General features: G+C 71.5%; 14 protein-coding genes and 1 pseudogene. 11 read left to right on the forward strand and 4 right to left on the reverse strand.

The window, feature by feature from the left end; all coding sequences use genetic code 11:
• The 9 genes and pseudogenes from CA983_RS24385 to CA983_RS24425 all read left to right on the forward strand — a co-directional run.
• Positions 1-605: pseudogene (locus CA983_RS24385) on the forward strand (nitrate- and nitrite sensing domain-containing protein); the annotation flags it as partial.
• 9 nt (positions 606-614) lie between these two features.
• Positions 615-1,028, forward strand: coding sequence for a roadblock/LC7 domain-containing protein (locus CA983_RS24390; RefSeq protein ID WP_029181510.1), 414 nt, complete (start codon positions 615-617; stop codon positions 1,026-1,028).
• Positions 1,029-1,139: 111 nt separating this feature from the next.
• Entirely contained in the window at positions 1,140-1,535 is a 396-nt protein-coding gene (locus CA983_RS24395; protein WP_053668780.1) for a DUF742 domain-containing protein, read from the forward strand.
• Positions 1,516-2,091: a GTP-binding protein gene (locus CA983_RS24400; RefSeq protein ID WP_020271455.1), complete on the forward strand. Its 576-nt coding sequence runs from the start codon at positions 1,516-1,518 to the stop codon at positions 2,089-2,091. The genes CA983_RS24395 and CA983_RS24400 overlap by 20 nt, the downstream gene beginning before the upstream one ends.
• Before the next feature lie 377 nt (positions 2,092-2,468).
• Positions 2,469-5,801: a sensor histidine kinase gene (locus CA983_RS24405; protein ID WP_167407448.1), complete on the forward strand. Its 3,333-nt coding sequence runs from the start codon at positions 2,469-2,471 to the stop codon at positions 5,799-5,801.
• A 10-nt stretch (positions 5,802-5,811) separates the two neighbouring features.
• The gene (locus CA983_RS24410) at positions 5,812-6,225 is read left to right on the forward strand and encodes a roadblock/LC7 domain-containing protein (RefSeq protein ID WP_033321188.1); all 414 of its coding nucleotides are present in this window, start codon (positions 5,812-5,814) and stop codon (positions 6,223-6,225) included.
• 94 nt (positions 6,226-6,319) lie between these two features.
• Positions 6,320-6,904: a DUF742 domain-containing protein gene (locus CA983_RS24415; protein ID WP_086603026.1), complete on the forward strand. Its 585-nt coding sequence runs from the start codon at positions 6,320-6,322 to the stop codon at positions 6,902-6,904.
• Entirely contained in the window at positions 6,885-7,466 is a 582-nt protein-coding gene (locus CA983_RS24420; RefSeq protein WP_014675207.1) for a GTP-binding protein, read from the forward strand. The genes CA983_RS24415 and CA983_RS24420 overlap by 20 nt, the downstream gene beginning before the upstream one ends.
• Positions 7,467-7,544: 78 nt before the next feature.
• Complete coding sequence (locus CA983_RS24425; protein WP_086603027.1) at positions 7,545-10,568, forward strand: NACHT domain-containing protein; 3,024 nt, start codon at positions 7,545-7,547, stop codon at positions 10,566-10,568.
• Positions 10,569-10,630: 62 nt separating this feature from the next.
• Here the strand turns inward: CA983_RS24425 and CA983_RS24430 are convergent, their stop codons facing one another.
• From CA983_RS24430 to CA983_RS24445, 4 genes are all read right to left on the reverse strand, one after another.
• The gene (locus CA983_RS24430) at positions 10,631-10,825 is read right to left on the reverse strand and encodes an acyl-CoA carboxylase subunit epsilon (protein WP_086603028.1); all 195 of its coding nucleotides are present in this window, start codon (positions 10,823-10,825) and stop codon (positions 10,631-10,633) included.
• Positions 10,826-10,882: 57 nt separating this feature from the next.
• Positions 10,883-12,466: an acyl-CoA carboxylase subunit beta gene (locus CA983_RS24435; RefSeq protein ID WP_086603029.1), complete on the reverse strand. Its 1,584-nt coding sequence runs from the start codon at positions 12,464-12,466 to the stop codon at positions 10,883-10,885.
• Positions 12,467-12,620: 154 nt separating this feature from the next.
• Positions 12,621-14,999, reverse strand: coding sequence for a polysaccharide lyase 8 family protein (locus CA983_RS24440; protein WP_086603033.1), 2,379 nt, complete (start codon positions 14,997-14,999; stop codon positions 12,621-12,623).
• 93 nt (positions 15,000-15,092) lie between these two features.
• The gene (locus tag CA983_RS24445; RefSeq protein WP_086603030.1) at positions 15,093-15,944 is read right to left on the reverse strand and encodes an SDR family NAD(P)-dependent oxidoreductase; all 852 of its coding nucleotides are present in this window, start codon (positions 15,942-15,944) and stop codon (positions 15,093-15,095) included.
• 375 nt (positions 15,945-16,319) lie between these two features.
• Here CA983_RS24445 and hpnR point away from each other — a divergent pair, with 375 nt between their 5' ends.
• Positions 16,320-17,819 (forward strand): hopanoid C-3 methylase HpnR, encoded by a 1,500-nt coding sequence (gene hpnR / locus CA983_RS24450; protein ID WP_086603031.1) that lies wholly within the window; start codon positions 16,320-16,322, stop codon positions 17,817-17,819.
• Positions 17,820-17,834: 15 nt separating this feature from the next.
• Positions 17,835-18,653: DMT family transporter (locus CA983_RS24455; protein WP_086603032.1), on the forward strand; the 819-nt coding region annotated here is incomplete at its 3' end.

Raw genomic sequence — 18,653 nt, forward strand, 5'->3', positions numbered from 1 at the left:
CCCTCCCCGGTCCGGCCACCCCGGCCGACCCGGCGGGCACGGGCCAGTACGAGCGGCCGCAGGTCAACGGCGCCCGGGGCGGGGCCGACTTCGGCGCCCCGCGTCCGCCCGCCCCGCAGGCACGGCCCGCGCGGCAGGAGCCCGAGGCCCTGCCGCCGGCGACCGGTCCGGGTGACGGGCGCACGCCGCTGTACGACACGCTCGAGACCAACTGGTTCCACGGCCAGCAGGAGCAGCAGGAGCAGAGCAACGGCTCGGCTCCGGCCCCGCAGCAGCCGCAGGGAACCGGCGGGCCGCAGCGCTCCGCCCCCGCCGGCTGGCGCAGCTCGCCGAACGACGACCTCGTCCGCCAGGCCGAGCGCGTCCGCCAGCCCGCCGCCGGCGGTGTCACCACCTCCGGCCTGCCGCGCCGGGTGCCCCGGGCGAACCTCGTTCCGGGCACGGCTCAGCAGCAGCCACAGCAGAGCGGTCCGCAGATCTCTCGTGCCCCCGATGACGTCCGCGGTCGGCTGACCAATCTCCGCCGCGGTATTGCACAGGGTCGTCAGGCCGGGTCCACCCAGACCGGCAGCTTCCCTCGGCCCTCTCACCAGCAGGAGCGTTAGTTGAGTCCGATGAGCCAGGCGGCACAGAATCTCAACTGGTTGATCACCAACTTCGTGGACAACACCCCCGGGGTGTCCCACACCGTCGTCGTGTCCGCCGACGGTCTCCTCCTGGCGCTGTCGGAGGGCTTCCCGCGCGACCGCGCGGACCAGCTCGCGGCTGTCGCCTCCGGCCTGACGTCCCTGACAGCAGGTGCCTCCCGGATCTTCGAGGGGGGCGATGTCGCGCAGACGGTCGTGGAGATGGAGCGGGGATTCATGTTCCTCATGTCCATCTCGGACGGCTCGTCGCTGGCGGTCCTCGCCCACCCCGACTGCGACATCGGCCTCGTCGGCTACGAGATGGCGCTCCTGGTCGACCGCGCGGGCGCGGTTCTCACCCCCGACCTGCGAGCTGAACTCCAAGGCAGTCTGCTCCATTGATCGGCCCCGGTTCCACCCGTCTCACCACATCACCGTCCGGCCGCCACACACCCCACACAGGCCTCGTCAGACGGCTCGACTGACCGACTTGCTGTCCCGCCCGGAGGACCCATGACCCCGCCCCCCGCCTCTCATGATCCGTACGCGGAGCCGTACGAGGACGAGGGCGACCAGCCGCTGGTACGGCCGTACGCCATGACCGGCGGCCGGACCCGGCCGCGTTATCAGCTGGCCATCGAGGCACTGATCAGCACGACCGCCGATCCCGCGGCGCTCATGGGGCTGCTCCCGGAGCACCAGCGCATCTGCCACCTGTGCCGTGAGGTGAAGTCGGTCGCCGAGGTCTCGGCACTGCTCAACATGCCGCTGGGTGTGGCCCGGATCCTGGTCGCGGACCTGGCGGAGGCCGGGCTCGTCGCCATCCACCAGCCGGGCGGCGACGACGCCACCGGTGCGCCCGATGTGACACTGCTCGAAAGGGTGCTCAGTGGACTTCGCAAGCTCTGACGCGGGTCGCTCCACCACCTCCGCGAAGATCGTGGTGGCGGGCGGCTTCGGCGTGGGCAAGACCACGTTCGTCGGCGCCGTCTCGGAGATCAACCCGCTGCGCACGGAGGCCGTGATGACCTCCGCCAGCGCGGGCATCGACGACCTGACCCACACCGGGGACAAGACCACCACCACGGTGGCCATGGACTTCGGCCGTATCACCCTGGACCAGGACCTGATCCTGTACCTCTTCGGTACGCCCGGTCAGGACCGGTTCTGGTTCATGTGGGACGACCTGGTGCGCGGCGCCATCGGCGCCGTCGTGCTGGTGGACACCCGCCGTCTCGCCGACTGCTTCCCCGCGGTCGACTACTTCGAGAACAGCGGTCTGCCCTTCGTCATCGCCCTCAACGGCTTCGACGGCCAGCAGCCCTACACCCCCGACGAGGTGCGGGAAGCTCTCCAGATCGGTCCGGACACCCCCATCATCACGACGGACGCCCGGCACCGGGCCGACGCGAAGAGTGCGCTGATCACGCTGGTCGAGCACGCTCTGATGGCACGGCTGAGGTAGCACCCAATTCAGAAGCGCAATACGGCAGTTGTCGTAGATGCACCGGAGCCGACTGTGTCCTTTGACACGCTCGGCCCCGGTGTTCATAACGTTTCGGCAGAGGAATCTGGTGGTACGGCCACGCGTCGCGCACATCCGGTCTCGCTGCGCGCACGATCGCCCCGCCTTTTGGCGGGGCTCGCTCTTTATGACCGTTTTATCTGTGGCTTACATCCCTCGGAATCCCCACCTCGGACTGTTTGGAAGAGCGCAGGCCGTCGTGCTGGAATGCCTGAACTGCCCAATAGTCAATGACGTACACGTCAGTCGATGGCGTACCGGGCTCTGAAAAACTGCGGCACAGCGTTGGTGCCGACCGCCGAGAGGTTGTTGGTCGAGTGAGGCGAAGCAAGAACAGTCCCGAGCCGTCGGCCCGGGGCAACTTCACCCCGCCGCCGCGCACAGCGGCGCCCGCCCCCGTGCCCGGTTCGGAGCCATCGGCCGCGCCCGCCCCGAGCGGCGGCCGTCTCTCCCCGCGCAACTGGCGTGTGGCGACCCGGCTCAACGCGATCCTGCTCATACCCGTGCTGGTCGGCCTCGTCATGGGCGGCATCCAGGTGAAGAGCTCCATCGACACCTGGCAGGAGGCCGAGGACGCGGAGAACACCGCGCGTCTGGTCCGCGCCTCGCTGCTCTACGCCAACGCCCTCTACATCGAACGTGACGCGTCGGCGGCGCCGCTGCTGAAGGGCAGCGCCCAGAGCGCCCAGGACAAGGCGACCGTCACCCAGGTCCGCAAGGCCACCGACGAGGCGGCGGACGCCTTCGACGCCGCGGCGCAGAACATGCCGGCCAAGCCCGGCCTGGAGCGCCGGCTGGATCTCTTCCGCAAGGTGGAGCCCAAGCTGGCCACCCTGCGCCAGGTCGCGTACACCTCCAAGCTCAAGGGCGTACAGACCGAGGAGGGCTACGTCGAGGTCGCCCACCCGCTGACGGAGTTCGCCAACGAGCTGGGCCTCGGCACCGGCAACATCACCAGCTACGGCCGGACCGTGTACGCCATCGAGCTCACCAAGGCGGCCCTGTCGCTCCAGCGCTCCATCGGCATGCACATCCTGACCAAGCCGGGCCCGGACGAGGGCAATCTGGCCAGCCAGCGCATCGCCCTGTCCTCGTACGCCTACCTCGAGCGCATCGCCGTGCAGGAGTACATCGGCGGCGGTACCGCGCAGGACGCGGCCAAGCTCGAGGCGGCCGAGGCGAAGATCAAGGCCGACGGCGCCGCGATGGCCCGGGAGGCCAAGGCCAAGAACCCGGACTACGTACCCCCGCCGTCCAAGCCGGAGACGATGGTCTCGGCCGTCGCGACGCTCCAGACCACGGACCCGAGCGCCCGCGCCGCCCTCGCCGAACAGGGCGTCACCGCCGACAACTGGTGGGCGGTCAACACGCTCAAGTTCAACGCCTACGAGAAGATCGAGACGGACCTGGCCGACAAGGCCGTGAGCGAAGCCTCCGACATCGCCGACGACGCCCAGCGCGACGCCTACATCACCGGTGCCGCCGTCGTGGTCGCCCTGCTGCTGGCCTTCATCCTGGCCGGCGCGGTGGCCCGCCAGATGAGCCGCTCGATGCGCCAGCTGCGCAACGCCGCCTTCGGCATCGCCGAGCAGCGCCTGCCGATGCTGGTCGACCAGCTCTCGCGCACCGACCCCGGCCGCGTCGACACCCGTGTCCAGGCCATCCCGATCACCACCACGGACGAGATCGGCGAGGTCGCCCGCGCCTTCGACCAGGTCCACCGCGAGGCCGTCCGGCTCGCCGCCGAGCAGGCCCTGCTGCGGGGCAACATCAACGCGATCTTCACCAACCTCTCGCGCCGCAACCAGTCGCTGATCGAGGGCCAGCTGACCCTGATCACCGACCTGGAGAACAACGAGGCCGACCCGGACCAGCTGGAGAACCTCTTCCGCCTGGACCACCTCGCGACCCGTATGCGCCGCAACGGCGAGAACCTCCTCGTCCTCGCCGGCGAGGAGCCCGGCCGCCGCTGGGACCAGCCGGTCCCGCTGGTCGACGTGTTGCGCGCCGCCTCCTCCGAGGTGGAGCAGTACGAGCGCATCGAGCTGTCCGGCGTCCCGGAGGCCGAGATCCACGGCCGGGCCGTGACCGACCTCGTGCACCTGCTCGCCGAGCTGCTGGAGAACGCCACGACGTTCTCCTCCCCGCAGACCAAGGTCCGTGTCACCGCGACCCGTCTGCCCGACGGCCGCGTCATGATCGAGATCCACGACAAGGGCATCGGCCTGACCGCCGAGGACTTCGCGGACATCAACCACAAGCTGGCCAACCCGCCGACCGTGGACGCCGCGATCTCGCAGCGCATGGGCCTGTTCGTGGTCGGCCGGCTGTCCGACCGGCACGGCATCCGCGTCCAGCTGCGCCCCTCGGGCGAGCAGGCCGGCACGACCTCGCTGGTCATGCTGCCCGACGCGATCACCCACGGTGGTGGCGGCGAGCAGCACGTGGACCGCGACGAGTTCACCGTCTCGCAGATCATCCCGGAGCAGAACTACGGCGGCGAGAACTTCAACCAGCAGCCCATGCGCACGGCGGCCGAGCTCGGCTTCGACGACAGCCGCTACTCCGACGTCCCCGACGACATACGCGAGCTGGACCCCGTCGGCCGCTCCCTGATGCGCGAGGAGCGCCGGGCGGCCCTGGAGGCCCAGTCGAACCAGCAGCCCGCGCTGCCCGGGCAGAGCAGCCAGGAGCCCACCGAGACCCCTGGATACCCCGACGAGTACAACGGACAGCAGGGCTACGACACCGGCCAGGCCTACGACACGGGCCAGACCGGATACCCCGAGCAGCAGCCGTCCGCGTACGACCGCCAGGCGCCGTACGAGGAGCAGCGGGCGTCGTACGAGGACCAGCAGGCGCCGTACCAGGAGCAGCGGCAGACGTCGTACGAGGAGCCGCAGCGGGCGTACGACGAGCAGTACTACGCGCCGAACGGCGGTCTGCCGCAGAACGACACTTTCTCGCCGAACGGCGGCTACCCGGACCCCTCCTCCTATGCGGAGCCGGCCCGGGAGGAGCCCCCGGCGCAGGGTGCGGGAGCGCCCGGCAGCTTCGCCGCGTTCGAGCAGCGGCGCTACCAGGACGACTGGCCCCAGCAGGACGGTTACCAGAACGGCTACCCGAGCCAGTACCCTTCTGAGGCCCAGGAAACGGAATCTGCGCAGGCCGCTGACGCGAGTGAGCAGGACCGCGTAGGCTTCGACCGTCCGGGACAGGCCCACTCCGCCGCACCCTCGCTGACCGACGCCGGGCTTCCCCGCCGCGGGTCCGCCGCGAGCGGTGCGAACGGCACGGGCGGCGCCCGGCACGCGAGCCAGGAGCCTCCGGCCTCCACCCCGGAGAGCAACGGTGACCGCGACTGGCGCTCGGCGAACGACGAGCGGTGGCAGCAGGCCTCGCAGCTCCGGAAGCCCAAGGCGGGCGGGGTCACCTCCTCCGGCCTGCCGAGGCGGGTGCCCAAGGCCAACCTGATCGAGGGTTCCGCCGAGAGCACTCCCCAGGGGGGCCCACAGGTCTCCCGCGCCCCGGAGGACGTCCGGGGCAGGCTGAGCAACCTGCGCCGCGGCGTACAGCGCGGACGCAGCGCAGGCAGTGAAACGAACGGCCAGGGCTTCGGTCCTGACAGCACCTACAACCAGGAGCGTTAGTGTGAGCCCGATGAGCCAGGCGGCACAGAACCTGAACTGGTTGATCACCAACTTCGTGGACAACACCCCGGGGGTGTCCCACACGGTGGTGGTCTCCGCCGACGGACTCCTTCTGGCGATGTCCGAAGGCTTCCCCCGCGACCGCGCCGACCAGCTCGCGGCCGTCGCCTCCGGTCTGACGTCTCTGACGGCAGGCGCCTCCCGGATCTTCGAGGGTGGAAGCGTCAATCAGACGGTTGTGGAGATGGAGCGGGGATTCCTGTTCATCATGTCCATCTCCGACGGCTCGTCGCTCGCGGTTCTCGCACATCCGGAGGCGGACATCGGCCTCGTCGGATACGAGATGGCGCTGCTCGTGGACCGAGCCGGTACGGTCCTGACACCGGACCTTCGTGCGGAGCTCCAGGGGAGCCTGCTCAACTAACAGACGGACGGTGCGTTTTGGCGTCCCGTGGCCGTAAGGTTTCGGGACGCGGCTCCACAGCGATGGGTGCCAGGCACAGTCGGAGGAGGAGAAAGTGGCAACACCCCCAGGCGGTTCGTCTTCGGGCAACTGGTCGTACGGCCCTGCCCAGGGTCAGGGCGACGGTGGGCAGAACCCGAACCGTTACAACTTCCCCTCCGCACCGAGCCACCGGCAGCCGTACGCGCCACAGGGCCCCGGCCCGTCGCCGTACGACCAGCCGCCGGCGCGGCGCATCCAGCCCGTGCAGCCGCAGCGCCGCAACCCGGAGCCGGCGCCCGGCGGGGCGTCGAACCACCACAACCCGTTGGTGCGTCCGTACGCCATGACCGGTGGCCGGACCCGCCCGCGTTACCAGCTCGCCATCGAGGCGCTGGTGCACACCACTGCGCAGCCGCACCAGATGCAGGGCCAGTTGCCCGAGCATCAGCGGATCTGCAACCTCTGCCGGGAAATCAAGTCGGTCGCCGAGATCTCGGCGCTCCTCACGATCCCTCTCGGCGTGGCCAGGATCCTCGTCGCCGACTTGGCGGAGGCGGGACTGGTCGCCATCCATCAGCCCGGCGGCGACGAGAACGCCGGCGGCCAGCCAGACGTGACACTGCTCGAAAGGGTGCTCAGTGGACTTCGCAAGCTCTAGCGGAGGGCCTTCCCGCTCCACCACGTCCGCGAAGATCGTGGTGGCGGGCGGCTTCGGCGTGGGCAAGACCACGTTCGTCGGCGCCGTCTCGGAGATCAATCCGCTGCGCACGGAGGCCGTCATGACGTCCGCTTCGGCGGGCATCGACGACCTGACCCACACCGGGGACAAGACGACCACGACGGTCGCCATGGACTTCGGCCGTATCACCCTGGACCAGGACCTGATCCTGTACCTCTTCGGTACGCCCGGTCAGGACCGGTTCTGGTTCATGTGGGACGACCTGGTGCGCGGCGCCATCGGCGCGATCGTGCTGGTCGACACCCGCAGGCTCGCCGACTGCTTCCCGGCCGTCGACTACTTCGAGAACAGCGGCCTGCCGTTCGTCATCGCGCTGAACGGCTTCGACGGCCAGCAGCCGTACACGCCCGACGAGGTCCGGGAAGCCCTCCAGATCGGCCCTGACACCCCGATCATCACGACCGACGCCCGCCACCGGGCGGACGCGAAGTCGGCGCTGATCACGCTGGTCGAGCACGCGCTGATGGCACGCCTGCGGTAATCGGCACGTTCGCCTTGCGGCCCCCGTTCCTCCTGTGGGAGGAGTGGGGGCCGCGGGTGTTTCTCGGGAGGGGGCGCGATGAGCGCGGAGGCGGCGGCGTTACGGCTGGGCACGACCGTGGCGAAGACGGCGGCGGACATCTGGCTGGGCGGCAGGCGGCGGCAGCAGGAGCGGCATCTGCCGCTGGCGGAGCTGGTGCGGGTACGAGTGCCCGGGCTGCGGTTGCAACGGAGTGTGGAGCGCCAGTTCGGGCAGATCACCGACGCCGTGTTCGACCGGCTGGAGCCCTATCTGGAGCACGAGTTCCGGGGGCTGGACGAATCCGGCAGGCAGGCCGTGATCGACGCGGTGTGCGACACGTTCGCGCGGGCGGACCTCTCCGACGAGGCGGTGCTCGCGGCGGATGCGAACGCCGCCGAGCTGATCCGCCGTATCACCGGGTCGGTGCCGGCGCCGGTGGGCCTGAACGAGGCGGAGTCCCGTCTGTACGAGGTGCTCTTCGCCGAGTGCGTCGAGTACTACGTGCGGATCGTGCGGAGCCTGCCGGTCTTCGAGGAACGGGCGGCGGCCGAGCTCCTCGCCCGGACGGCCACGCTCGGCGCCGAGGTGGCCCGGCTCCTGGAGCGGCTGCCGGACCGCTCCCTGCTCGCGCCGGACGGCACGGACCAGGACACGGCGTTCCGGCGCCGGTACCTGGAGCTGGTCAGCCGGGACCTGGACGAGGTGGAGCTGTTCCGGCGCACGTCCGAGCGGGCGGCGGGGCCCCGGGTGCGGTTGTCGGCGGCGTACGTGAGTCTGCGGGCCACCGGGGACGACGGGAGCCGGCGCCGCAGCGTCCGCTCCCTGTCGCGGCTGCGGCCCGACATGAGCGACTGGGAGGAGGCCGGGGCCGAGAGCTCCGGGATGCGGGTGGAGGCCGGGCTCAGCGGGGCCTCGCGGGTGCTGCTGCGCGGCGAGGCGGGCTCGGGCAAGACCACCCTGTTGCGGTGGCTGGCGGTGACGGCCGCACGCGGTGCCTTCTCCGGGGAGCTGTCCGACTGGAACGGCCTCACACCTGTCTTCGTCAAGCTGCGGGAGTACAGCGGCCGTACGCCGCCGAATCCGGACGCGATGCTCGACGGGATCGCCGGGCCCATCACCGGCATCATGCCCAAGGGCTGGGTGGAGCGGCAGCTCGACTCGGGCCGGGCCCTGCTGCTGATCGACGGCGTGGACGAACTGCTCGACCGGGAGCGCCGGGCGGTCCGGGACTGGCTGCGCAAACTCCTGGTGGCGTACGACAAGGTGCGGGTGGTCGTCACCTCCCGCCCTGCCGCCGCCGGCGCGGACTGGCTGCGCGGGGAGCACTTCACGGCGATGCACCTGGACCGTATGAGCCCGCCGGACCTTGCGGCCTTCGTACGGCAGTGGCACCAGGCGGTACGGGAGCTCGGCGACGACCTGCCCTGTCCCGTGGACGACCTCCCGCTGTACGAGCAGTCCCTGCTGACCAGCCTGAAGGACCGTCCCCACCTCCAGTCGCTGGCGGGCACTCCCCTGCTGGCCTCGATGCTGTGCGCCATGCACCTCAACCGGGGCCGGCAACTGCCCCGCGACCGCATGGAGTTGTACCGGAACGCGCTGCACACCCTGGTCCATGACCGCGACGCCGACCGGAACGTGCCGAGCGCGGTGGACAGCAAGCTGAGCCTCAGCGACAAGCTCGTCCTCCTGCGGGACCTGGCCTGGCGGCTTTCGGACAACAACCGCAGCGAGATCTCCGTGGAGCAGGCCGCCGTGCACGTCGGCCGGAAGCTGCGGGCGATGAGACACCTGGACGGCCTGGAGGGCGGGCAGGTCCTGGACCAGTTGCGGCACCGGTCCGGGATCCTCCGCTCCCCCGCCGAGGCCCGTCTGGACTTCGTGCACCGGACCTTCCAGGAGTACCTCGCCGCGGAGGAGGCGGCCGAGGAGGACCGGATGGGCAGCCTGGCCGGGCGGGCGCATCTGGATCTGTGGCGGGAGACGGTCATCATGGCGGCCGGCCATGCGAACGCGCGGCAACGGGAGGAGTTGCTGGGCGGGATTCTCGACCGGGCGGAGCGGGAGCCTCGGCACGCGCGGACGTTGCGGTTGCTGGCGGCGTCCTGCCAGGAGACGTTGCCGGAGGTCTCCGACGGGCTGGCCGTTCGGTTGGAGGACGCGGTGTCGTCTCTGTTGCCCGCGCGGCGCCCGACGGATCCGCCCGCGCTGGCGGCGGTGGGGTCGAGTCTGCTGCGGAGGCTGCCGCGGTCTTTGGGGGAGCTGACGGAGAAGGCTGCGGCGCAGACTGTGCGGACGGTGGCGTTGATCGGTGGGGCGGAGGCGCTGGGGCTGTTGGCGCGCTATGCGGAGGACAGCCGGGAGGGCGTGGTCGACGCGCTCATAGAGGCGTGGGGGTATTTCGACGCCGAGGCCTACGCCGACCGGGTCCTGGCGGGCATGGCGCTGGAGGGGCGGAGGGTCACCGTCACGCACTCGGGGCAGTGGCGAGCCGTCGGCCGTCTGCCCGCCATCGACACCCTGTGGGTCGACCACGGCGTCTCGGATCTCTCGGTCCTCGACGGGCTGCACCCGCTGAAAGAGCTCACCCTGGTCGCGCTGCGCGGGGAGATCGACTTGTCGCGCCTCATGACCCAGGACTCACTGACCGAACTGGGGCTGAGCGGCTATGCGTCGCTGAAGAACCTCGATGTCCTGCGTGAATTCCCGGCTCTGGACACCCTCAACTTCGGAGTGGTGCCCCTGCCGGGCCTCCGGGAGCTGCGTCTGGCGCCGACACTGGAGTACCTGGGCCTGGTGAACTTCGACGCCTCCCTCGACCTCTCTCCCCTGCGGCACGACCGGATCAGATGGCTGGGGCTGCTCGCCGGCGAGACCTGCCTGCCCCGGGGGGCCCGCACGGCGCTGTCCGCGCTGCCCGGGCTGAGAACCCTGTTCCTCAGGCAGATCGACGTGGCCGCCTGGATGAAGACGGGATCGTTCCCGCCGGCCGGCCTGACGTATCTGAACATGACGGAGTGTGTCCTCCCCGACGACCCCGAAGCGCTGAACATTCCCGGCGTGCGCGTCGTCGTCCACTAGGGAGGTCGCACCACGGCCCCGCCCTCGCGAAGGAGAACGGGGCCGCAAGGGCGTGGAAAAGCTCAGCGCCAGCTGTGCGGAGCGCGGAAGCCCGGCTCGCGTTCCAGGCGACGCCACCCGGCCTTCACGCGGCCGCGGTGGGTCGGGGTCGGGTCCGTGGGGCGGGCGGCGGCGCGAGCCAGGAGGATCGCCGTGATGGCGGCGACTTCCTCGGGCTCGGCGTGGCCCTTCTCGACGCGGATGTCAGGGGTGTTCATGGGTGTCAGTCTCCGTGAGAGAGAGGTCCGCGGGGTTGCCGCGATGGGTCCGCCGGGTTATTGCGGAGGGTTGCCGTGCTTGCGGGAGGGCAGGTCGGCGTGCTTGGTCTGGAGCATCGCGAGGGACTTGATCAGCACCTCGCGGGTTTCCGCGGGGTCGATGACGTCGTCGACCAGGCCGCGCTCGGCCGCGTAGTAGGGGTGCATCAGCTCGGACTTGTACTCCTTGACCATGCGGGTTCGCATGGCCTCCGGGTCCTCGGCCTCGGCGATCTGGCGGCGGAAGATGACGTTGGCCGCACCCTCCGCGCCCATGACGGCGATCTCGTTGGTCGGCCAGGCGTAGGTGAGGTCGGCGCCGATGGACTGGCTGTCCATGACGATGTACGCACCTCCGTAGGCCTTGCGCAGGATCAGCGAGATCCTCGGCACGGTCGCGTTGCAGTACGCGTAGAGGAGCTTCGCGCCGTGGCGGATGATGCCACCGTGCTCCTGGTCGACGCCCGGGAGGAAGCCGGGGACGTCCAGAAGAGTGACGATCGGGATGTTGAAGGCATCGCACATCTGGACGAAGCGGGCCGCCTTCTCGGAGGCCTCGATGTCCAGGACACCGGCGAGCACCTGCGGCTGGTTGGCGACGATGCCGACGACCTGGCCGTCCATCCGGCCCAGCGCGCAGATGATGTTGCGGGCCCAGCGCTCGTGGACCTCCAGGTAGTCGCCGTCGTCGACGATCTCCTCGATGACCTTGGTCATGTCGTACGGCCGGTTGCCGTCCGCCGGGACCAGGTCGAGCAGGACGTCCGAGCGGCGGTCGACCGGGTCGGAGGCCTCCGCGCGGGGCGGGTTCTCGCGGTTGTTCTGCGGCAGGAGGGTGAGGAGGTAGCGGACCTCGGCGATGCAGGTCTCTTCGTCGTCGTAGGCGAAGTGGCAGACGCCGGACGTCTCGGCGTGCACGTCCGCGCCGCCCAGGCCGTTCTGCGTGATCTCCTCGCCGGTGACCGCCTTGACGACGTCCGGGCCGGTGATGAACATCTGCGAGGTCTCGCGGACCATGAAGACGAAGTCGGTGAGGGCGGGGCTGTAGGCCGCGCCGCCCGCGCACGGGCCGAGCATCACAGAGATCTGCGGGATGACCCCGCTCGCCTTGGTGTTGCGCTGGAAGATGCCGCCGTAGCCGGCGAGCGCCGAGACGCCCTCCTGGATGCGGGCGCCCGCGCCGTCGTTCAGCGACACCAGCGGGGCACCGGCCGCGATGGCCATATCCATGATCTTGTGGATCTTCGTGGCGTGGGCCTCGCCCAGAGCGCCGCCGAAGATGCGGAAGTCATGGGCGTAGACGAAGACCGTCCGGCCCTCCACCGTGCCCCACCCGGTGATCACACCGTCGGTGTACGGCTTCTTGGCCTCCAGGCCGAAGCCTGTGGCCCGGTGCCGGCGCAGTTGCTCGACCTCGCGGAAGGAATCCGGGTCGAGGAGGAGTTCGATGCGCTCCCGCGCGGTCAGCTTGCCCTTGGCGTGCTGCGCCTTGGTCGCTTTCTCGCTCGGTCCGGCCACCGCCTGCGCACGGATCTCGTGCAGTTCGGCCACGCGTCCGCGCGCGTCGGTCGGCTCACCCGGCGCCTCATCCAAAACGGTCATGTAGTGACCTTACGAAGCCGAGCAAGGAATGCGAGCCGTCGACTCCTCACAGTCTCCGGCGTGTTTTCCTGGTACCCCTGAACAGAACCAGGGCGGGGTGCAGCCCTTCTGACTGCTCAGGGGGCGTGTGGCTTGTAGGGGTCGGACAAAGCCGTCAGCCGAGAGTCATCTCACAGACGTGGGTGGCGCATGCCTTCCCCGGGGTGACGCGCAGGCGCAGCCGGCGGCCTGTGGAGAGTACTTCGACCGTCTCGTCGGCGTGGCGGACCCGGCGGACGGGGCGGTTCCAGATGATCTCCAGTGGTTCACCCGTGCGGGGTGGTTCGCTCACGCAGAGGGTGGCGGCAGGGCCCCGGCGGACGGTCAGCACGCTCGCGCCGGCGGAGACGGTGAGTGGGCCCGCCGTGCCGGCCTGCCAGAAGTTGGCGGCCGTGAGGCCGAGGGAGGGCACGGTGACCGCCTGCCGGCCGGCGTCGTTGGCGAGGACCGACATCCAGTGGCGGTCGGCGGCGCGGCGCGCGAGAGCGCGGCGGGACGCGCCGGGCATGAGGACGTAGGCGTAGCCGGCGTCCTCGGGGTCGGTGCCGTGGTCGATCCAGAGGGTCTGCCAGCGGCGGGTGCGCCGCTCGGGTGTGCCGCCGGTGTTGATGTCGGACCAGGCGCCGGTGCGCTCCTCGCGCAGCGCCTTCGGCTCGCCGTCGAGCAGCACCCAGCCGCCGTGGTCCTCCAGGTGGGCCCAGTCCGGGCCCCGTACGAAGGTCTGGGTGCCGGACGCGCCGAGGTTGCGGTTGTCGACGATCGTCTCCACCGGGACACCGTCGGAGCAGCTGATCCCGGCGCCCAGGCAGATCACCGCGTCCGCGACGCAGAACCAGGACTTGCGGGCCCGGAGGGTGGAGCCGAGGCCCTTGAGGTGCTGGCCGATTGCCGCGTACGCGCCGTCGGTGGTGCCGCCGACCCAGCGCGCGTCCGGGCGGGCCGTGCCCCACTCGCCGCCTTCTCGGTCGGCGAGGCGCTTGGTGGAGACGGTGGTGCCGGGCAGGCGGTACCAGTCGACGGTCGGCCAGTACCAGTCCGTGTACTGGTCGCTCGCGCCGGCCCACCAGCTCACCATGCCCGCGCCGGTGTGCCAGCCGCGTGGGTTCTCGCCGTTGCCGCACTCGTAGTGGGCGATGCGGTCGCTGGCCATGGCGATGTTCACGGTGAAGCCGGGGCGGCGGTGGACGGCGCGGTCCATGGCGGCGAAGAGGCGGTGGCCGGCCGGCTCGGGTGCGGCCGGGAGGGGCGAGGCGGCGATCGCGTGCAGCCGGGCCAGGTCGGCGACGCCGAACTGGCGTGCCGTCAGGACCGGGGTGACCGTGTCCCGTTCGATCCAGCCCTTGATCAGGGCGTGCCAGCGGTCGCGTTCCGCCGGGCTCGCGCCGGCCGCGAGGAGCGCGATGGCCGCGATGAGCTGCCGGCCGTGGAAGTGGTCGCTGCGCATGACCTCGCGGTCGTCACCGGTGAGGTGACCGCGGCTGATGGCCCGGCCGTTGACGCTGTCCATGACCAGACCGTCGTGGACGAGCGGTGCGTAGGCGTGCTCGACGCTGTCGAGGACGATCTGCCGGTTCGGGTCGGTGACCTCCCAGTCGGATCCGGCGAGCAGGGCGAAGAGGCGGCCGAGGCCGTCGAGCACGACCTGGCCGTACGTGCCCGAGTAGGCGACCCAGGTGTGCTGGACGAAGGAGCCGTCGGCGTAGAGGCCGTCGCCCCGGGTGACGTACGGGAAGACCGGGGAGAGCGCGTCGCGAGCGAGGGCGATCTTGCCCGGGTCGCGGCCGAGGATGCCGCGCAGGGCGACGGAGCGGCACAGGTCGACGCGGTTGGCGCCGGTGGAGGTGCCGGAGTAGTCGCCGAGGGCCGAGTCGGGTACGAAGTGGTCGACGGCGGCGCAGGCCGCGGTGACCCGGGCGCCGCCCAGCTGCTCGTACAGGGCGGCCGTGATGTCGGTGAGCGGGCGCGGGCTGCCGATCTGCCATTCCCACCAGTTGCCGTAGCGGGTGGTGGCGGGGTTGTAGACGGTGGCGGAGAGGTGGTCGAGGCCGCGCAGGATGCCGGCGAGGAGGTCCGGGTCGGCGGTCGAGCCGGTGCGCTGCTGGACGTAGGCCTGGGTCATGGTCCACAGGCGTCTGTAGCTCATGGTGATCCCGGCCGGCGGGTCGAAGGGGTGGCCGGGCCAGAGGGAGTCCGCCGCCGGGGCCATGGTGGCGTGCAGGCCGCGGGCGCGTTCGCCGGTCTCCGCGAGGCGGGAGGCGTACGGCTGCGCGGCCGGGTCGTAGCCGGTGCCCAGGGCGATGCCGAGCCAGCGGCGGCGGAGGGTCTCGTACGGGTCGGTGCCGGCGTCCTGAGCGTCGGCGCCGCGGGGCGTGGGCGTCGCGCCGCCGGTCGCCGCCAGGGCCGCGGCGGCGAGCAGCAGGGCGCGGCGGCCCGGGTGGGGCAGGGCGGCGGCCCTGACCGTACGGCGGGAGAAGACGCGACGCTGGGGAGTCATGCCCATGCCCTACCACGGGGAGGCGGTCACCTGAACGGAGGATCCGGCCGGAGTGACCGGAACGGCGGAACGTGCCCCGGATGTGAGGCCGGGTCAGCCGAAGCGGTTGAGCAGGCGTCTGAACACCCTCGGGGCCAGGGCGCGGAGGCGGTCCGGGAGGGCCAGCCAGGCGGGGACGTAGACCTGGTCGCGGTCCTCGCGTACGGCCTCCCAGACGGCGCCGGCGACGCAGCCGGGCGAGATCTTCCGGGGGTGGGAGCGGTCGTAGGGCCTGCCGCGGCGGGTGAAGAAGGCCGTGTCGACGGGGCCGGCCACCACGAGGGTCACGCCCACGCCCGTGCCGCGCAGTTCCTGGCGCAGCGCCTCGGAGAAGGCGGCCAGAGCGGCCTTGGCGGCGGAGTACACGGCTTCCTCCCGTACGCCCACGCAGCCCGCGATCGAGCCGATCAGCACCACCCGGCCCCGCCCGGCCGCGATCATGGAGGGCAGCACCTCGCGCACGAGGTGGAGCGTGGCGTTGAGGTCCAGGGCCAGCACCCGGTCGATGTCGGTGTGCGGCATCGCGGCGAACGGGCCCGCCCAGCCGATGCCCGCCCCGGCGACCAGGACGTCGACCCGGCCGGTGGTGTGCAGCGCGGACTGGGCCAGCAGGCGCGGGCCGTCCGGGGCGGCGAGGTCGGCGGGCAGCACGACGGCCGAGGTGCCGGACGCCGTCTGCTCCAGACGGTTGCGGTCACGGCCGCTGAGGAGAAGCTGCCAGCCGTCCACGGCGAACCGCCGTGCCGTGGCCGCCCCGATGCCCGAGGAGGCCCCGGTGACGAGGGCCACGCGCCGGTCGAGCCGCCGGGGCGGCCCGTGCTCGCGCGCCGGGGAGGGGGCCGCGGGACGGCGTGGGGCGGCGCCCGCCGGTGGGTCGTAGGCCGAGCCGGAGCCGGTGAGTGTCATCGGTCGGTCTCCCTGCGCTGTCCGTCCGCCGTGGTCTCGGCTGTCTCCGTGCTGCTTCCCGGGAAGGGAATGCCGTCTGTCTCCATGCCGGTCCCTTGAAACGGAACCTCGTCTTCCAGGACACCGCCACCGCTGGGTCCCGCGCCAGTGCTGAGGCCGTTCCGGCGGGCCGGTCTCACCCGGTCCGGCGCGCGCCGCGCCGTGGGCGGTCCGCGGGCCGGGCCGCTGCGCACGGGACGTGCACGGGATGCGACAGGACCACCCCTGCGTGCCGCCCGGTGCCGCCAGGCGGCGGTATGGGCGGTACAGGGACCGGCCGCGCGGGGTTACGTAGGGGGCACCCGTGTCCGGTACGGCCCCCGTGGCGAGGTGACCATGCGTGTGCTGCTCGTCCATCCCAGCGCCCTGATGTACTCCGAGATCTTCCTGCGGCTGGAGCCCCTGGGCCTGGAACGGGTGGCGGGCGCGGCCCGCGAGGCCGGTCACGAGGTGCGGGTCGTGGACCTTCAGGTGCTGAGCCGCGGGACGCTGCGCGGCGAGGTGCGGTCCTTCCGGCCGGAGGCGCTCGGCATCTCGCTGAACTACCTGGCGAACATCCCGGAGGCGATCGAGCTGGCCGCGGAGGTGAAGCGGGCGGTGCCTGACTGCTTCGTGTTCCTGGGCGGGCACAGCGTCTCCTTCGTCGCCGAGGACGTGCTGGAACAGGCCGAGGGGGCGGTGGACGCGGTGGTGCGCGGCGAGGGCGAACCCGCGATCACACCGCTGCTGGAGGCGGTCCGCGACGGCGGCGTGGCGGACGTGCCCGGCGTCGTCACGGCCGCCGGCCGGGGTCCCGCGCCGCTGATGCTGCACGGCATCGACACGCCGCTGCCCGCCCGGGACCTGATGCGCGCCCGCCGGCGGTACTTCATCGGCGAGCTCGACCCGTGCGCCTCCATCGAGTTCACGCGCGGCTGTCCGTGGGACTGCTCGTTCTGCTCGGCGTGGACGTTCTACGGCCGCAGCTACCGCAAGGCCTCGCCCGAGGCGGCGGCCGAGGACCTGGCGAACATCCGGGAGCCGAACGTCTTCATCGTCGACGACGTGGCCTTCATCCGGCCCGAGCACGGGGACGCCATCGCCGCGGAGGTGGAGCGGCGCGGCATCCGCAAGCGCTACTACCTGGAGACCCGCAGCGACGTCCTGCTGCGCCACCCCGAGGTCTTCGAGCGGTGGGCCCGGCTGGGCCTGAAGTACATGTTCCTGGGGATGGAGGCCATCGACGCGGAGGGCCTGGACCTGTACCGCAAGCGGGTCAGCCCCGACGAGAACGTCCGCGCGCTGGAGACGGCCCGGCGCCTGGGCATCAAGGTCGCCGTCAATCTGATCGTGGATCCGTCCTGGGACGAGGAACGCTTCCGGGTGGTACGGGAGTTCGCGCTGGCGGTGCCGGAGATCGTGCACTTCACGGTGATGACGCCGTATCCGGGTACGGAGATCTGGCACACCGAGTCGCGGCGCCTGACCACCCGTGACTACCGCCTCTTCGACATCCAGCACGCGGTCGTTCCCACCACGCTCCCCCTGGAGCGCTTCTACGAGGAACTGGTGCGCACCCAGGCCGTCATCAACCGCAAGCACCTGGGCCTGCGCACCGCGGTGGGCGCCGCCCGGGTCCTGACCCGGAACCTGCTGCACGGCCAGACGAACTTCGCCCGCATGCTGTGGAAGTTCAACCAGGTCTACAACCCGCGCCGGCAGTTCGCCGACCACGGCCGGCCGGTGCGCTACGAACTGCCCCTGCCGCGGCACCTCGACGTCGGCGACCGGCGTGCGCTGTACGTCCACACCCGGGGCGCGACGCAGGGCGCTCCGTCCCGGCGGACGACCGACTGACTCCCCGCGCCCGGTATGCCGATCGCGGTCCTGGCCTCCCTCGCCGCCGGCGTCTGTTTCGCCGTGGCCGGAGTGCTCCAGCAGTGGGCCGCGGGCGGGCGCCCGGACGCGGAGGCGCTGTCACCGCGCCTGCTGGCCCATCTGGCGCGTGACCGGGTGTGGCTGGGCGGCATCGGACTGGCCGTGCTCGCCTACGGTTTCCAGTCGCTGGCCCTGGCGTACGGGCCGCTCAGTCTGGTGCAGCCGCTGATCGTCGCCGAACTGGTCTTCGCCGTACCGCTGTCGGCGCGGCTGCACCGGATGCGGCTGGGGTTTCGCGAGTGGTTCGGCACGCTCGCGGTGGCGGCCGGGCTGGCGCTGGCCCTGGTCTCGGCCCGGCCGCACGGCGGCCGGCCGGACGCGGCGGACCTGCTGTCCTGGCTGCTGGTGCTGGGCGCGACGGCCGCGCTGGTGTGCTGCGCGCTGGCGACGGCACGGCTGCTGTCCGGCCCCTGGCGGGCCTCGGCGACGGCGCTGGCGGCCGGGGCGGTGATGGGCACCCAGTCCGTCCTGCTCGCGGCGACGGTGGACCGCCTGCGCCACGGCCTGCTCGCGGCGCTCTCGGCCTGGCAGACCTACGCCCTGATCCTCGCCAGCATCGGCGGCCTGCTCCTCATCCAGAGCGCCTTCCAGCAGGGTCCGCTCGCTGCGAGCATGACGGTCCTGGACGCGACGGAGCCCGTGGTCGCCGTGACGGTGGGCACGGCGGTCTTCGGCGAGACGATCCACACGGGATGGCCGGTGTCAGYCGTGACGGTGACGGGGCTCGCGCTGGTGGGGGCGGGGATCGCGAGC

It is taken from the genome of Streptomyces swartbergensis, assembly GCF_002148965.1.
GTDB classification, from domain to species: Bacteria; Actinomycetota; Actinomycetes; order Streptomycetales; family Streptomycetaceae; genus Streptomyces; species Streptomyces swartbergensis.

What these genes read in the sequence shown, in the direction of transcription:
- CA983_RS24440 (WP_086603033.1), bottom strand. Translation starts at nt 14,999, where the DNA reads ATGACTCCCCAGCGTCGCGTCTTCTCCCGCCGTACGGTCAGGGCCGCC.
- CA983_RS24430 (WP_086603028.1), bottom strand. Translation starts at nt 10,825, where the DNA reads ATGAACACCCCTGACATCCGCGTCGAGAAGGGCCACGCCGAGCCCGAG.
- CA983_RS24410 (WP_033321188.1), top strand. Translation starts at nt 5,812, where the DNA reads ATGAGCCAGGCGGCACAGAACCTGAACTGGTTGATCACCAACTTCGTG.
- hpnR (WP_086603031.1), top strand. Translation starts at nt 16,320, where the DNA reads ATGCGTGTGCTGCTCGTCCATCCCAGCGCCCTGATGTACTCCGAGATC.
- CA983_RS24395 (WP_053668780.1), top strand. Translation starts at nt 1,140, where the DNA reads ATGACCCCGCCCCCCGCCTCTCATGATCCGTACGCGGAGCCGTACGAG.
- CA983_RS24445 (WP_086603030.1), bottom strand. Translation starts at nt 15,944, where the DNA reads ATGACACTCACCGGCTCCGGCTCGGCCTACGACCCACCGGCGGGCGCC.
- CA983_RS24390 (WP_029181510.1), top strand. Translation starts at nt 615, where the DNA reads ATGAGCCAGGCGGCACAGAATCTCAACTGGTTGATCACCAACTTCGTG.
- CA983_RS24435 (WP_086603029.1), bottom strand. Translation starts at nt 12,466, where the DNA reads ATGACCGTTTTGGATGAGGCGCCGGGTGAGCCGACCGACGCGCGCGGA.
- CA983_RS24425 (WP_086603027.1), top strand. Translation starts at nt 7,545, where the DNA reads ATGAGCGCGGAGGCGGCGGCGTTACGGCTGGGCACGACCGTGGCGAAG.